Below are 15,003 nucleotides of genomic sequence, written 5' to 3'. Positions count from 1 at the left end.
TCAGGCCCCCAGCGGCTTGCGCAGCACGGCACGGGCCAGCTTGCCGGTCGGCGAGTGCGGCAGCGCGGGCGCGAACTCCACCGACGCCGGCACCTTGAACTTCGCCAGCCGGGCCGCGCAGTGCGCCACGACCTCGTCGGAGGTGAGCTCCTGCCCGTCGCGCAGCACGATGACGACCTTCACCGACTCGCCGGTCCGCTCGTCCGGCACGCCGACCGCCGCCGCCTCCAGCACGGCCGGTAGCTCGCAGAGCACCTGCTCGACCTCGTGCGGGTAGACGTTGAAGCCGTTGACGATGATCAGGTCGCCGGCCCGGTCGACCAGGTGCAGGTCACCGTCGGCGTCGATGAAGCCGACATCGCCGGTGCGGAACCAGCCGGACGCGTCCGGCCCGTGCGCGCCGTCGGGCCAGTAGCCGGAGAACAGGTTGTCGCCCTTCGCGGACACCAGTCCCGTGCCCGGCTCGTCCTCGTCGATGTCGAGGACAGAGCCGTCGGTGTCGACCAGCCGGATCTCGACGCCGGGCAGCGCCTGGCCGACCGACCCCGGCTTCGGCACACCGCCGACCAGCGTGGACGTCAGCACCGGGCCCGTCTCGGTCAGGCCGTAGCCCTCGAAGACCGGGATGCCGACCGCTGTGCGCATCTCGGTGATGAGCGCGGCCGGCAGCGGTGCGGCGCCGGAGGTGAAGAGCCGGACCGTGGCGAGCTTCTCGCGCAGCACCTCGACCGGGTGCGCCAGCAGCGCCCGGTACATCGGCGGCACGCCGACCATCGTGGTGATCCGGTGCTGCTCGATCACGTCGAGCGCGGTGTCCGGGTCGAAGCGCTCCAGCAGCACGGCCGTGGCGCCCGCGCCCGCGACCTGCAGCAGGCCGGGTCCGAGGCCGTAGACGTGGAACAGCGGCAGCGCGAGCAGCACCCGGTCGCCCGCCGTCACGGGGGCGGGACGCAGCGAGGCGCACTGGGCGACGTTCGCGAGCAGCGCCCGGTGCGACAGCATCGCGCCGCGCGGCACGCCCGAGGTGCCGGAGGTGTAGCCGAGCACGGCCAGGTCCTCGCCGCCGCGGACCGCCTCGAACGGCTCGGCGGTCGCCGTGACGTCGGGCAGGTCGAGCACGGTGGCGTCGGATCCCTCGCCGTCGCCGACCAGGAACGCGGCACCGGAGTCGGCCAGGATGCGCTGCAGCTCGCGCGGCGGGTTGCCGGGACCGGCCGGCACCACGACACCGCCCGCGCGCAGCACGCCGAACACGGCGACCACGAACTCGGGGCAGGTGGGCAGCCGTACCGCCACTCGGTCGCCGGGTTCGAGACCGGAATCGGCCAAACGGCGGGCGAAAGCGTCGACCGCACCGTCGATGGTTTCCCACGTGAGGCTCTTACCGCTCGCGACGTCGACGAGGGCGACGTGGCCAGGCCCCCGCTGTGCCGACGTGCGGACCAGATCTGCGACATTGCGAGCGGAAGTCAACATGGCCTCCTCATGAACAACAGGGCGCTCCGGGCAGTCTTCCACGCCTGGCCGGCGTCACGAATACGCGGTTCGTGCGTCCTCACATCACAACCCGCCCACTACCTACTACGGAGTAACAACACGTATGCTGCCGCCACGGCGACTCTGTGGAGGTGCCGCGAGCCGATGACCGCGCGGGCACGACCGACGATCAGGACCACCCGGACCATGACGGGGGGTCAGCACGACGACGCAGGCGACGAGCCGTGGCAGCTCGTCAGGGCCGCCCAAGAGGGTGACACCGACGCGTTCGGGGTGCTTTACGACAACTACGTCGACATGGTGTTCCGCTACGTCCTCTTCCGGGTGGGCGGCGATCGCGCGTTCGCCGAGGACGTGACCAGTGAGACGTTCTTGCGCGCGCTGCGCAGCATCGGATCGGTCAGCTACCAGGGCCGTGACGTCGGCGCGTGGTTCGTGACGATCGCCCGCAACATCGTGTATGACCACGTGAAGTCCAGTCGCTACCGGCTGGAGGTCACGACGGCGGAGCTGCAGGACAACCGCGAGGAGACCAGCGGCCCCGAACAGGAAGTGATGACCGAGGCGACCAACGCCGAGCTGCTCCGCTGCGTCTCCCAGCTGGGGGACGACCAGCAGGAGTGCATCCGGCTGAGGTTCATCGAGGGCAAGTCGGTGTCCGAGGTCGCGGAGCTCATGGACCGCAACGAGGGCGCCGTGAAGGCGTTGCAGCACCGGGCCGTGCGGCGGCTCGCACAGATCCTCCCGTCGTGGTTGCGGTGATCGTGATCGCAGGCGCGTAACCCAAAGAAGATCAATTTCGTTACTCGGGCTGAGATGGACGGCAAGGGAAGAACACCGCGGTGGCGGCAGACAGAGCACGAGCGCTTCGCCCGTGCCGTGGAAGGCGGCCCTCAGCCGGTCGGGGGTGACTCGTTCGCGGAGGAGCTGGCGGTGGTCGAGCTGCTCCGCGGCATGGACGTCGGCCCGGACGCCGAGACGCGCGAGCGGATGAGACGGCGCGTCCTCACCGCGCCACCGCAGGAGCGGCCGCTGGTGTTGCCGTCGGTAAGACGCGTGGGAGCGCGTGGCCGATTAGCGGTCGCGGCCGCCGCCGTCCTGTGCCTGCTGATGTCGCTCGGTGGCATGAGCGTGCTGCTCAGCCGTGACGCGCTCCCCGGAGACCCGCTCTACGGCGTGAAGCGCACCGCCGAGGGCGCCTCGCTCGGCCTGACCTTCGACGACGAGTCCCGTGCGCTCAAGCACCTGGAGTTCGCCGCCTCCCGCGTGACCGAGATGGAGACCCTCGCCGACCGCGGCGCGGACTCCGCCAGCCAGCTCACCGCCCTCGCCGACCTGGACGCCGACGCCGTGGAGGGCGCGCGCCAGCTCACCGCGTACGGCACCTCCTCCGACAAGACCGTGCTGCCGTCGCTGCGCGACTGGGCCCTCGACCAGTACGAGAAGCTCGGCACGCTGCGGCCGCGGCTGCCCGGTGACGCCGGCGAGCACGCCGACACGACCATGTGGCTGCTCGCGTCGATCGCCCAGCGCGCCCACGACCTGGCCGCCCGCGCCTCGTGCGCCGCCGTGGTGAGCGGCTCGTCGGACCCGCTCGGACCGGTGCCGTCGAAGGACGACTGCTCCGCGGTGGCCGACCCGCGCACGACGCCCGGCCGCGAGTCGTCGGTGAACCCCACGCCGTCCGGCTTGCCGGTGCCCTCCGGGTCCGCGCAGCCGCCGGTGCTGCCCACGCAGTCCGTGACGCCGGGGCTGCCGTCGGCGCCCGTTCCGTCCGGGCAGCCGGGTACGTCCACGCCGCCGTCGCCGTCGAAGCCGGGGATCACGATCCCGCTGCCGTTGCCGCTGCCGAGCATCTCGCTGCCGTTGCTGCCGGGGATCAGCTTCGGCTGACCGGCGTCTCGACTTGGAATCGGCTTCGGCGCAGTTGCAGGCTCGCGGACGGACCAGATCGCTAGGCTTGTCACATGGCAGGCAAGCGTGAGGTGGAGAGCGACCGGCTGGCCGAACTCGCGGGCGAGGCGTCGGCCGAAGCGGCCCTGGCCGCCGCTGCCGCCGCGCCCGAGCTCGAAGCCTCGCTGGCGGTGCCGACGGACCTGACGGCCGCCGCGTTCTTCGACGTCGACAACACGATGATGATGGGCGCGTCGATCTTCCACTTCGCCCGCGGCCTGGCCGCGCGCAAGTACTTCTCGACGTCCGACCTGGCCGGTTTCGTCTGGCAGCAGCTCAAGTTCCGCGTCGGCGGCCGCGAGGACCCGTCCTCGGTGAAGGCCTCGCGCGAACAGGCGCTGTCGTTCGTGGCCGGGCGCAGCGTCGGCGAGCTCGTGTCGCTGGGCGAGGAGATCTACGACGAGCTGATGGCCGACCGCATCTGGAAGGGCACCCAGGCACTGGCCCAGATGCACCTCGACGCGGGTCAACGGGTGTGGCTGGTCACCGCCACCCCGGTCGAGCTGGCCCAGATCATCGCCCGCCGCCTGGGCCTGACCGGCGCGCTCGGCACCGTGTCCGAGTCGGCCGACGGCATCTACACCGGCCGGCTCGTCGGCGACCTGCTGCACGGCAAGGCCAAGGCGCAGGCGGTCCGGTCCCTGGCCGCCAAGGAAGGCCTCGACCTGCGGCGGTGCACGGCCTACTCGGACTCGTCGAACGACGTGCCGATGCTGTCCGTGGTCGGCACGGCGGTGGCGGTCAACCCCGACTCGCAGCTGCGCGAGATCTCCCGCCGCAAGGGCTGGGAGATCCGCGACTTCCGCACCGGCCGCAAGGCGGCCAAGATCGGCGTGCCGTCCGTGCTGGGCGTGGGAGCGCTGGCCGGGGCCGTGGCGGCGACGATGGCGTGGCGGCGCCGGGTCCGGTAGACCGGGACGCCGTTTCGGGCCAGGTCAGACGCGGCGCGGTGGTGCTGGACCGGGTCTGGCGCGGCGGGTCGGACGCGCGCTGGGTCGAGTTCGACGAGGCGTCATGGCGGCGGGACAAGTCGGCCGGGGATGCGGCGGCGCTGAGTCGGCGTGGTGACCGGCCCACCGGCCGCGAGCCGCGCAGCCGCCGGCACGTCACCCGCCCGCGATCCGGCCTGGGTAGTCCGGCGTAGTGCCGCATGGCCCACGCGTAGTGCGCGCGCTCGGTCTCCAGGTACGCCACGTAGTCCGCTTCGGCCCACGGCCTGTCGGTCACGCGACGAGCGTAAGTCGGCACGAGCTGATTACCGACCCCTTACGAGCCGTGCGCACCGGGGCCGGACAGGTGTCGAATGAGGAGCATGAAGCCCGCCAAGGCCGCTCTCACCGGTCTGCTCGCCGTCGTCGCCGCGCTCGCGGCCGGGCACCTGGTCGCCGCCTTCGTGGGGCTGGGCTCGTCGCCGTACCTCGCGGTCGGCAACGCGGCCATCGACCTCACGCCGTCGTGGCTCAAGGACTTCGCCGTCAGCACGTTCGGCACCTACGACAAGCTCGTGCTGCTCACCGGCATGGCGCTGGTCCTGGCCGGTGTGGGCGTCGCGGCGGGGCTGCTGAGCCGCACCAGCGCCACGCCGGGGTCCGTGGTGGCCGTCGCGCTCGGCGTGGTGGGCATCGCGGCCGTGCTGAGCAGGCCGGACGTCGGTCAGCTCAGCGTGCTGGCGCCGGTGGCCAGCCTCGCCGCCGGGCTCTACGTGTTCCGCTACCTGCACCGGGAGAGCGAGCAGAGCGGCTCGCGGCGGGACTTCCTCGTCACGGCCGGGCTCGCGGCCGTCGCCGGGATCGCGGGGCAGGTGTTCGGCAGCCGGACCGACGTCGAGGGCTCGCGGCAGGCGATCGGCGAGCTCAAGGCCGCGACGCCCGCGCCGGAGCCGCCGTTCAACGCGGACTTCGTCAAGGACGGCACCCCGAGCTTCATCACCGGCAACAAGGACTTCTACCGGATCGACACGGCGCTGAGCGTGCCCAGGATCCGCGCGGAGGAGTGGGCGCTGCGGGTCCACGGCATGGTCGAGCGCCCGATGGTGCTGACGTTCGACGAGCTGCGCAAACGCGAGCTCAAGGAAGAGGTCGTCACGCTGACCTGCGTGTCCAACGAGATCGGCGGCCCCTACATCTCCACGGCGCGGTTCATCGGCGTGCCGATCGGCGACGTGCTGCGCGAGGCCGGCGTGAAGGCGGGCGCCGACCAGCTGTTCAGCACCAGCGACGACGGGTTCACCGCGGGCAGCCCGCTCGACTACGTGCTGGAGCGCGGCATGATCGCGATCGGCATGAACGGTGAACCGCTGCCCGCCGAGCACGGTTTCCCGGCGCGGCTCGTCGTGCCGGGGCTCTACGGGTACGTGTCGGCCACCAAGTGGGTCACCGACCTCAACGTGACCACGTTCGAGAAGGAGCAGGGCTACTGGATCCCCCGCGGCTGGGCGACCAGGGCGCCGATCAAGACCTCCTCGCGGATCGACCGTCCCGGCCGGATGGACAGGGTCCGCGGCAAGACCGTGCTCGCGGGCACGGCGTGGGCGCAGCCGACGGGCGTGGCCAAGGTGGAGGTCAGGGTTGACGGCGGACCGTGGCAGGAGGCCGAGCTCGCCGCCGACGTCAGCGACAGCACGTGGCGGATGTGGCGGGCCGAGGTGGACCTGCGGCCCGGCAGCCACACGGCCGAGTGCCGGGCCACCGACAAGTCCGGGTTCACCCAGGACCAGGCGCGGCTCGACCCGGTTCCCGACGGTGCGACGGGATGGCACTCGGTCACCTTCACCGTCGAGTAGGCGCTCACCCGTAATGATCATGGGCGAAGGAAGCGCTGGTCACAGCCCGTCACCGCCGCCCTGATCGGCGAGCGCCGACTTTGTGCATGCGTTCACAAGCGGTACGGTGTGGGTGTCACCAACGCCGCGGGGTCCCTGCGGTGGAGCACACCCGGAGGTCGGACGCGTGGCAGCACAGCGGGGCGAAGGTGAGACGTCCGCCACCCCTCTGGAGCCCGCCGACAGGGAGCGCGCCCGTGCGATCCCCGAGGCCGCCGTGGCCCGGCTCGCCGTGTACCTCCGCGTCCTGTCCGGCATGTCGGAGCAGGGTGTGACCGCCGTCTCCAGCGAGGAGCTCAGCCAGGCCGCGGGCGTCAACGCGGCCAAGCTCCGCAAGGACCTGAGCTACATCGGCTCGTACGGCACGAGGGGCGTCGGCTACGACGTCGAGGTCCTCGTGAGCCACATCGAGCGCATCCTCGGCCTCACCCGCAACCACTCCGTGGCCGTCGTCGGCATCGGTAACCTTGGTCACGCTCTGGCCAACTACGGCGGCTTCCCCGGCCGCGGGTTCCCGGTCACCGCGCTCTTCGACGTGGACGCCGATCTCGTCGGAGTGCCTGTTGGGGGCATTCCCGTCAACCACATCGACGAGATCACCGACGTGTGCATCGAGCGCGAGGTGTCGATCGGCGTGATCGCGACGCCGCCGCCCGCCGCTCAGTCGGTTTGCGACCGTTTGGTATCTGCGGGCGTGCAGTGCATTCTGAACTTCGCACCGGTTGTCCTCCAGGTTCCAGACAACGTCGAGGTGCGCAAGGTTGACTTGGCGGTCGAGATGCAGATCCTGTCGTTCCACGTCGCTCGACGTGCGGACGAGGCTGCCAGCGTTTCGGCGGGGATCGGCTCGGCAGGCAACAACGGACTCGGTGTGGACGGGATGGTGATTCGCCCGTGAGCGTGAGCCAGACGGCTCCGGCAGACGTGGTGAGTGCATGAGCGTGCTCGTAGTCGGTCTTTCGCACCGCACCGCACCCGTCCCGGTCCTCGAACGCGTCACCGTGGCCGAACCGGACCTGCCCAAGGTACTCGGCCAGCTGCTCGCCGCCCCGAGCGTCTCCGAGGCGATGGTCCTGTCGACCTGCAACCGGGTCGAGGTCTACGCCGTCGTCGAGTCGTTCCACGGCGGCATGTCCGAGGTCGTCGACGTGCTGGCCCAGCACGCCCAGGTCGACCCGCAGTCGCTGTACGAGCACTTCTACGTCCATTACGCCGCCGCCGCCGTCGAGCACCTGTTCTCCGTCGCGGCGGGCCTCGACTCGATGGTCGTCGGCGAGGCCCAGATCCTCGGCCAGCTGCGCGGCGCGTACGCGGCGGCGGACGAGGCGGGCACCGTCGGCAGGACCGTCCACGAGCTCACCCAGAACGCGCTGCGTGTCGGCAAGCGCGTGCACTCCGAGACCGGGATCGACCACGCGGGTGCGTCGGTCGTGTCCGAGGCGCTCGGTGACGCCGAGGCCGAGCTGGGCACCCTCGTGGGCAAGCGCGCGCTGCTCGTCGGCGCGGGCGCCATGGGCGGCCTGGCCGCCGCGCACCTGCGCAGGGCGGGCATCGGCGAGGTCGTGATCGCGAACCGGACGCAGGCCAACGGTGTGCGTCTCGCCACTTCGCTGCAGGCCGACGGCGTGCCCGCGCTGGCCGTGGACCTCTCCGCGCTGACCGTGGAGATCGATCTCGCGGACATCGTCTTCGCGTGCACCGGGTCGGTCGACACGGTGGTCCGCGCGGACCACATCGGCACCCGCACGCGCCCGCTCGTCGTGTGCGACCTCGGCCTGCCCAAGGACGTCGACCCGGCCGCGGCCGGGTTGCCGAACGTTCGTGTGGTGGACCTGGAAACGTTGCAGCGGCGCCTCTCCGACGCCCCCGCCGGCGTGGACGCCCGGATGGCCGCCCAGCTCGTCGCCGACGAGGTGAAGGCGTACCTGGCCACGCAGCGGTCCGCCGAGGTCACGCCGACCGTCACGGCACTGCGCAAGCGGGCGGCCGAGGTGGTCGACGCCGAGCTGCTCCGCCTTGATTCGCGACTTCCCGAACTGGACCCGGCGACACGCGGCGAATTGGCCAAGACGGTGCGCCGCGTTGTAGACAAGCTCCTGCACACGCCGACCGTCCGGGTGAAGGAGCTCGCCACCTCGCCCGGTGGGACCGGCTACGCGGAGGCTCTCCGCGAACTGTTCGGGCTCGACCCCCAGTCGCCTGGGGTTGTCAGTCAGACCAAGCAAGCTCCTGTGGATGGTGAAACGCGGTGACCCGCACCCTACGGATCGGTACCCGTGGCAGCGCGCTGGCGCTTGCCCAGACGGGGACCGTGGCCGAGGCGCTCAAGGCTGCCGGAGCCCAGGTCGAGATCGTCGTCGTCAAGACGCCGGGTGACCTCTCCGACGCACCCATCGCGCAGATCGGCATCGGCGTCTTCACGTCCGCCCTGCGCGACGCGCTCGCCGGCAACGAGATCGACATCGCTGTCCACTCCTACAAGGACCTGCCGACCGCGCCGGACCCCCGTCTGGTGCTCGCGGCCGTGCCGCTGCGCGAGGACCCGCGCGACGCCCTGGTGGCGCGCGACGGCCTCACGCTCGGCGAGCTGCCGCCGGGGTCCACTGTGGGCACCGGTTCCCCGCGCCGCGCGGCCCAGCTGGAGGCCTTGGGCCTCGGGCTGAACATCGTTCCGTTGCGCGGCAACGTGGACACCCGCATCGGCAAGGTCCGCAAGGGCGAGCTCGACGCGGTGGTGCTGGCCCGTGCCGGCATCGCGCGCCTCGGTCGCACGAGCGAGATCACCGAGAACCTGGAGCCCATCCAGATGCTTCCCGCACCCGCGCAGGGTGCGTTGGCAGTCGAGTGCCGGATCGACGACGTCGATGCCGAGCACCTGATCCAGTCCACTTTGGACGATTCGGCCAGCCGGGCCGCTGTGACCGCTGAGCGCGCCATGCTGGCCGCGCTCGAAGCGGGCTGCAGCGCGCCGGTCGGCGCGCTGGCCGATGTGGTGGAAGACCTCGACGACGAGGGCAAGGTCGTGTACCGACTTTCCCTGCGCGGGGTCGCAGCGACGCCGGAGAACGATCTCCTCCGCGCGTCCGCCACCGGTGACTTGACCGAAGCTGAGGGACTCGGCCGGGCGCTGGCCGCCGAGTTGCTCGACCTCGGGGCCGCGGTGCTCAGCGGCCCAGAGGCGTAATCGATGGGGAGTGCCCTGATGACCCGCGCACGCAAGACCCCCGGACGCATCGCCTTCGTGGGCTCCGGCCCAGGCGACACCGGGCTGCTCACGGTCCGGGCCCGCGACTTGCTCACCAGGGCGGAGCTCGTGGTGACCGACCCGGACGTCCCCGCGGACGTCCTCGCGACCGTGGCCGAGGGAGTCGAGGTCCGCCCCGCCGTCGGTGAGTCCGCCGACGTGGCCAAGGACCTGGTGAACGAGGCGAAGAACGGCGCGACCGTGGTTCGCCTCGTCGCGGGTGACCCGCTGACGCTCGACTCGGTCGTGAAGGAAGCGCAGGCCGTCGCGAAGTCGACGATCCCGTTCGACGTCGTACCCGGCGTGCCCTCGGGCACCGCGGTACCGGCGTACGCGGGTGTCGCGCTCGGTGGCGTGCACACCGAGGTCGACGTGCGCACGGTGACGGACTGGGCCGGACTCGCGTCCGCGCCCGGCACGCTCGTGCTGCACGCGACCGGCTCGCACCTCGCGGAGGCCGCGTCGAACCTGGTGGAGAACGGCCTCGCGCCGCAGACACCGGTCGCCGTGACCGCCGAGGGCACCGGTTTCCAGCAGCGCACCATCGACACGACGCTGGCCGCCGCGGCCGCGGACGCCGGTGACCTGGGCGGCCCGCTGGTCGTCACGGTCGGTGCCGCCGCCGCTGCCCGCTCGAAGCTCTCCTGGTGGGAGTCGCGGGCGCTGTACGGCTGGCGCGTGCTGGTCCCGCGGACCAAGGAGCAGGCCGGTGCGATGAGCGAGCGCCTGCACTCGCACGGCGCGATCGCCGTCGAGGTGCCGACGATCTCGGTCGAGCCGCCGCGCAGCCCCGCGCAGATGGAACGCTCGGTCAAGGGTCTGGTCGACGGCCGCTACCAGTGGGTCATCTTCACCTCGACCAACGCCGTCCGCGCGGTGTGGGAGAAGTTCCGCGAGTTCGGCCTGGACGCCCGTGCGTTCTCCGGCGTGAAGATCGCCTGCGTCGGTGAGGCCACGGCCGCGAAGGTGCGCTCGTTCGGCATCATCCCCGAGCTCGTGCCGTCCGGTGAGCAGTCGTCCGAGGGCCTGCTGAACGACTTCCCGCCCTACGACGACATCCTCGACCCGGTCGACCGCGTGCTGCTGCCGCGGGCCGACATCGCCACCGAGACGCTGGCCGCCGGCCTGCGCGACCGTGGCTGGGAGATCGACGACGTGACGGCGTACCGCACCGTGCGTGCGGCCCCGCCGCCCGCCGACACCCGCGAGATGATCAAGTCCGGTGGCTTCGACGCGGTGTGCTTCACCTCGTCGTCGACCGTGCGGAACCTGGTCGGCATCGCGGGCAAGCCGCACGCCCGCACGCTCGTCGCGTGCATCGGCCCGCAGACCGCCGAGACGGCGCGGGAGTTCGGCCTCCGGGTCGACGTGCAGCCCGAGGAGGCGAACGTGCCCGCGCTGGTCGACGCGCTGGCCGCCCACGCCGCCCGGCTGCGCGCCGAGGGAGCGCTGCCTCCTCCCCGCAAGACCAAGCGCCTGCGCAGGAGCTAGAAGACACTGAAGCCGTCGGGGCCACTCCAAGATCCTTTTGGGTGGCCCCTTCGACTCTCTCGAAGTCAGGGAGTCAAGCGATGTACCCACTGCACCGGCCCAGGCGTCTGCGCACGACGCCCGCCATGCGCCGCCTCGTGTCCGAGACCGAGGTGCGCCCCAGGCAGCTGATCCTGCCGATGTTCGTCAAGGAGGGCCTGCGCGAGCCGGCCGAGATCACGAGCATGCCCGGCGTCCTCCAGCACACCCGTGACTCGCTGCGCAAAGCCGCAGTCGAGGCCGTGCAGGCAGGTGTCGGCGGCATCATGCTGTTCGGCGTGCCCACCGAGCGCGACGCCGTCGGTTCCGCCGGCACCGACCCCGGCGGCGTCCTCAACGTCGCACTGGCCGACCTGCGCTCGGAGCTGGGCGACAGCACCGTGCTCATGTCGGACTGCTGCCTGGACGAGTTCACCGACCACGGCCACTGCGGCGTGCTCGCCCCCGACGGCACCGTGGACAACGACGCGACGCTGGAGGCGTACGGCGAGCTGGCCGTGGCCCAGGCGCGTGCCGGTGCCCACGTCGTCGGCCCCAGCGGCATGATGGACGGCCAGACCGCGTTCATCCGCAACGCCCTGGACGCGGCGGGCTTCACCGGCACCGGCATCCTCGCCTACGCGGTCAAGTACGCCTCCGCGTTCTACGGCCCGTTCCGCGACGCCGTCGAGTCGCAGCTCGCGGGTGACCGCAAGACCTACCAGCAGGACCCCGCCAACGCCCGCGAGGCGATCCGCGAGGTGCAGCTGGACCTCGCCGAGGGCGCGGACATGGTCATGGTCAAGCCCGCGCTGCTGTACCTGGACGTGCTGCGGTCCGTGGCCGAGATCTCGGACGTTCCCGTTGCGGCGTACCAGATCTCCGGCGAGTACTCGATGATCGAGGCGGCCGCCGCGAACGGCTGGATCGACCGCGAGCGCTCGGTCCTGGAGTCGCTCACGGCCATCCGCAGGGCCGGTGCGGACATCGTGCTGACCTACTGGGCCGTGGAAGCCGCGCGGTGGTTGGACCGGTAACCACACCGCGGCCCGTCCCGAAGCTCGTCGACGCGGCGCGCTGGTTGTGGATCTCCAGCGCGCTGCTCGGGATGCTGCGCTTCGTCGCCGAGCTGTTCGACCGGGAGACGCTGGTCGCGGAGGCCCGGCGGCAGAACCCGGAGATGGGCCAGGACCAGATCGACGCCGGCGTGAACGGCGGGATCCTCTTCGGACTCCTGATCGTCACCGCGGTCCTGCTGGCCTACACCCGGCTCGCGAACGCCATGGCGCGCGGGAAGAACTGGGCGCGGATCGTGCTGACCGTCCTCGGTGCCGCGTCCGTCCTCTTCGGTCTGTTCCGGGTGGTCGCGTGGGCGAGCGGGCTCGCCGCCGAGGTCGGCGTGGTGCTGCGGCCGGTGGACCTGGCGGTCACGGTCGTCACCGCCGGACTGGACGCCACCGCGGTCGTGCTGATGTGGCGGGCGTCCGCGCACTTCAGGACGCGCGTCACGGTGGACACCGACTTCCTGCGGCCCTAAGTTCCGACCGTGACGTCTCCGAAGCAACCGGACGCCCCAGGCACGATCACCGCGGGCTTCTGGCTCGTCGTCGTCGGCATGGCGTTCGTCGTGCTCACCTCGGTCTACCTGTGGGTCAACCGGCAGGTGCTGGTCGACGCCCAGGTGAAGGCCGGCCTCAACCCGGAGTTCACGCCGGACCAGGTCGCCTCCGCCGTCAACGTCGTGCTGCTCGTGGCGCTCGGGGTGAACGTCCTGCTGGCCGCCATCGCGGTCCTGCTCGGCAACCGGGTCCGCCAGGGCGTCCGCAAGAGCCGGACCGGGCTGTTCATCACGCTGATGATCGCGCTGTTCTTCCAGTTGGTCGTGGACAACCTGCTCGGGCTGGTCGTCGTCGTGATCGCGCTGGGCGGCCTGGCGATGATGTTCTTCCGGCAGTCCTCCGAGTACCTCACCCGTGAGCAGGCGCTGTGACCGGACCGCTGAAGGACGACGCGACGCCCAGGCCGGTCCGGATCGCCGTCGGGCTGTGGCTCGCGATCGCCGTGTTCGTGCTGTTCGTGACCGCCGGGCTGTGGTTCCAGCGCGGGCAGGTGCAGGAGCTGACCCGGTGGACCTCCGGCCAGGTCACGAGCTTCCTGACCACGCTGACGGTGATCGCGGTGCTCTTCGCGGCCGCCTACGCGTGGCTGACCCGGCTGTTCCTGCGCCGCCGGAACTGGGCGCGGATCGCGTTGTCGGCCATCGCGGTCCTGCACATGGTCTGGCTGCTGTTCCTCGGCGTCAGCGCGGCCAACCTGGTCACGTTGCTGCTCATCTGCGTCGCAATCGTCTTCACGTGGCAGGCGCGTACGGCACAGTGGTTCGCGGAGGTGCGTGACGAGTGACCGACCCGCAGAACCCCTGGCAGAACCCGGAGCAGTGGCAGCAGCCGACCGGCCAGTACCAGGCGAGCCAGTACCAGGCGAGCCAGTACCAGCCGGGCCAGTACCCGGTGGATCAGCACCCGGCCGGCCAGTACCCGCCGACGAGCCAGTACCAGGTGCAGCCGGTGCACAACCCGGCGTGGTCGATGACCCCGCTGAACCCGGTGCTGCCGGAGGAGATGGCACCGCCGCGGCCGGCCACGATCACCGCGGCGATGTGGACGTGGATCGCGGCGGCGGTCCTGGCCATCGCCGTGCTGCCGGTGCTGATCCTCGGCAACGCCGCGTCGCTGATCGGCGACTCGACGGTCACCGCGGAGGACCGGTCGGCGGCCGAGCTGGGGGTCACGTCGCTGGCGGTGTTCGCGGGCTTCGGCATGCTCGTGGCGGCCGCGCCGTACGTCGCGTTCGCCGTCGTGCTGCGCAACGGCCACAGCTGGGCGCGGATCCTGCTGACCATCCTGGGCGCGCTCGGCGTCCCGACGATGATCGGGACCCTGCTGTTCGCGCTGAACGCACCGGCGTGGCAGCCGGGCGTCGTGCTGAGCGTCCTGGTGCTGGGGCTGACCGTCGCGGCCGTGGTCCTGCAGTTCCTGCCCGCGTCGAACAGGTACGTGCGTTAGTGCCCCTGTACCGCGAGTCCGGCAGCAGCTGGTGGCCGCTCCTGTGGGGCCCGGCGTTCGCCGTGGCCGGATACCTGGTCGAACTGATCACCGGGCCCGCGTCCGCCGCGCTGTGGACGATCGTGGGGCTCGGGTTGCTGCTCGGCGCGTTCCTGTGGGTCTACGGGCGGGTGAAGGTCGGCAGCGTGCGGCTCACCGCCGAGGACGTGCAGTTCGGGCGGGAACGGCTGCCGCTCGCGATGGTCGAGGCCTTCCGCGACGTGGGCGCGCCGGCCGGGGCACGGGTGCTCGGCGGCGGCTGGTCGGTGCCCAAGGGCACGACGGCGGTGCCGTTGCGGCTGCTCGACGGCACGGTGGTGCTCGGGTGGGCGCGTGACCCGGAAGCCTTGGTCGCCGCGCTGCGCAAGGTCGTGAGAGGGTGAGTGACGTGACAGAGGCAAGGTCGGACACCGGGTCGGGCGCAGCGCCGGACGCCGGACCGGACGCGGCGGGCACCGGATCGGCCGAAGCGGCGTCGCCGACCGGCGGCAGGCCCGCGGAACTGGCCGAGGAGTTCGAGCCCACCGCGGAGGAGCGCTCCTACGCGGCGGCGTTCCCGCCGGACCCGCAGCCGTCACCGCAGAGCGGCCCCGAGCTGCACCAGCCGCGGCGCGCCCTCATCGCCGCCGCCGAGGTCGTGGCCGCCGTCGCACTGGTTCTGGTCGCCGTGTGGGCGTGGAACCGAGGCATCAGCAAGCTCGCCTACCCGATCGACGGCCACGAGCCGTTGATCTCGACCCGTTACCAGGGCAACTGGCTGGGCACGGCCGTCGCCGCCGTCACGGTCGCCGCGATCCTCCTGCTCGACGCCGTCCGCCAGGGCCTGCTGGCCGCGCGCACCCGGCCGGGGAAAGCCGCCGACGCCGACGTGTGAG

General features: G+C 71.7%; 16 protein-coding genes. 15 read left to right on the top strand and 1 reads right to left on the bottom strand.

Going from position 1 to position 15,003, the window contains the following annotated elements; translation table 11 throughout:
• On the bottom strand, positions 1-1,476 hold the full coding sequence (locus ADL03_RS30605; RefSeq protein ID WP_053737056.1) for an AMP-binding protein: 1,476 nt from the start codon (positions 1,474-1,476) through the stop codon (positions 1-3).
• 207 nt (positions 1,477-1,683) lie between these two features.
• On the opposite strand from ADL03_RS30605, the gene ADL03_RS30600 reads away from it, so the two are divergent.
• The 15 genes from ADL03_RS30600 (at position 1,684) to ADL03_RS30525 (ending at position 15,002) form a co-directional block, all read left to right on the top strand.
• Complete coding sequence (locus ADL03_RS30600; RefSeq protein ID WP_197288774.1) at positions 1,684-2,259, top strand: sigma-70 family RNA polymerase sigma factor; 576 nt, start codon at positions 1,684-1,686, stop codon at positions 2,257-2,259.
• Between the two features lie 54 nt (positions 2,260-2,313).
• Positions 2,314-3,390 (top strand): DUF5667 domain-containing protein, encoded by a 1,077-nt coding sequence (locus ADL03_RS47540; RefSeq protein ID WP_053737054.1) that lies wholly within the window; start codon positions 2,314-2,316, stop codon positions 3,388-3,390.
• Between the two features lie 74 nt (positions 3,391-3,464).
• On the top strand, positions 3,465-4,361 hold the full coding sequence (locus tag ADL03_RS30590; protein WP_053737053.1) for an HAD family phosphatase: 897 nt from the start codon (positions 3,465-3,467) through the stop codon (positions 4,359-4,361).
• Positions 4,362-4,762: 401 nt separating this feature from the next.
• Positions 4,763-6,232: a molybdopterin-dependent oxidoreductase gene (locus ADL03_RS30580; RefSeq protein ID WP_063798752.1), complete on the top strand. Its 1,470-nt coding sequence runs from the start codon at positions 4,763-4,765 to the stop codon at positions 6,230-6,232.
• Between the two features lie 82 nt (positions 6,233-6,314).
• Positions 6,315-7,169: a redox-sensing transcriptional repressor Rex gene (locus ADL03_RS30575; RefSeq protein WP_369809039.1), complete on the top strand. Its 855-nt coding sequence runs from the start codon at positions 6,315-6,317 to the stop codon at positions 7,167-7,169.
• A 37-nt stretch (positions 7,170-7,206) separates the two neighbouring features.
• Entirely contained in the window at positions 7,207-8,523 is a 1,317-nt protein-coding gene (locus tag ADL03_RS30570) for a glutamyl-tRNA reductase (protein WP_053737049.1), read from the top strand.
• A complete protein-coding gene (gene hemC, locus ADL03_RS30565; protein WP_053737048.1) occupies positions 8,520-9,455 on the top strand; it encodes a hydroxymethylbilane synthase in 936 nt (311 codons plus the stop codon). Before ADL03_RS30570 ends, hemC begins: the two co-directional genes overlap by 4 nt.
• Positions 9,456-9,473: 18 nt before the next feature.
• Complete coding sequence (locus tag ADL03_RS30560) at positions 9,474-11,006, top strand: bifunctional uroporphyrinogen-III C-methyltransferase/uroporphyrinogen-III synthase (protein ID WP_053737047.1); 1,533 nt, start codon at positions 9,474-9,476, stop codon at positions 11,004-11,006.
• Between the two features lie 80 nt (positions 11,007-11,086).
• The gene (gene hemB, locus ADL03_RS30555; RefSeq protein ID WP_053737046.1) at positions 11,087-12,061 is read left to right on the top strand and encodes a porphobilinogen synthase; all 975 of its coding nucleotides are present in this window, start codon (positions 11,087-11,089) and stop codon (positions 12,059-12,061) included.
• Positions 12,046-12,561, top strand: coding sequence for a hypothetical protein (locus tag ADL03_RS30550; protein WP_053737045.1), 516 nt, complete (start codon positions 12,046-12,048; stop codon positions 12,559-12,561). Before hemB ends, ADL03_RS30550 begins: the two co-directional genes overlap by 16 nt.
• Before the next feature lie 9 nt (positions 12,562-12,570).
• Positions 12,571-13,014 carry a hypothetical protein gene (locus tag ADL03_RS30545; RefSeq protein WP_053737044.1) on the top strand — a complete coding sequence of 148 codons (444 nt, stop codon included), beginning with the start codon at positions 12,571-12,573 and terminating at the stop codon, positions 13,012-13,014.
• Complete coding sequence (locus ADL03_RS30540; protein WP_053737043.1) at positions 13,011-13,427, top strand: hypothetical protein; 417 nt, start codon at positions 13,011-13,013, stop codon at positions 13,425-13,427. Before ADL03_RS30545 ends, ADL03_RS30540 begins: the two co-directional genes overlap by 4 nt.
• Positions 13,424-14,089 (top strand): hypothetical protein, encoded by a 666-nt coding sequence (locus ADL03_RS30535; RefSeq protein WP_053737042.1) that lies wholly within the window; start codon positions 13,424-13,426, stop codon positions 14,087-14,089. The genes ADL03_RS30540 and ADL03_RS30535 overlap by 4 nt, the downstream gene beginning before the upstream one ends.
• Positions 14,089-14,511, top strand: a complete 423-nt coding sequence (locus tag ADL03_RS30530; protein ID WP_053737041.1) for a DUF3093 family protein — start codon at positions 14,089-14,091, stop codon at positions 14,509-14,511. Before ADL03_RS30535 ends, ADL03_RS30530 begins: the two co-directional genes overlap by 1 nt.
• 5 nt (positions 14,512-14,516) lie before the next feature.
• Positions 14,517-15,002 (top strand): hypothetical protein, encoded by a 486-nt coding sequence (locus ADL03_RS30525; RefSeq protein ID WP_157529494.1) that lies wholly within the window; start codon positions 14,517-14,519, stop codon positions 15,000-15,002.
• The last annotated feature ends 1 nt before the right edge of the window (position 15,003 follow it).

Source organism: Nocardia sp. NRRL S-836 (assembly GCF_001279525.1).
GTDB lineage: Bacteria > Actinomycetota > Actinomycetes > Mycobacteriales > Pseudonocardiaceae > Lentzea.
The sequence above is the reverse complement of the archived record's forward strand: the minus strand, read 5'-3'. Positions and strand labels throughout refer to the sequence as shown.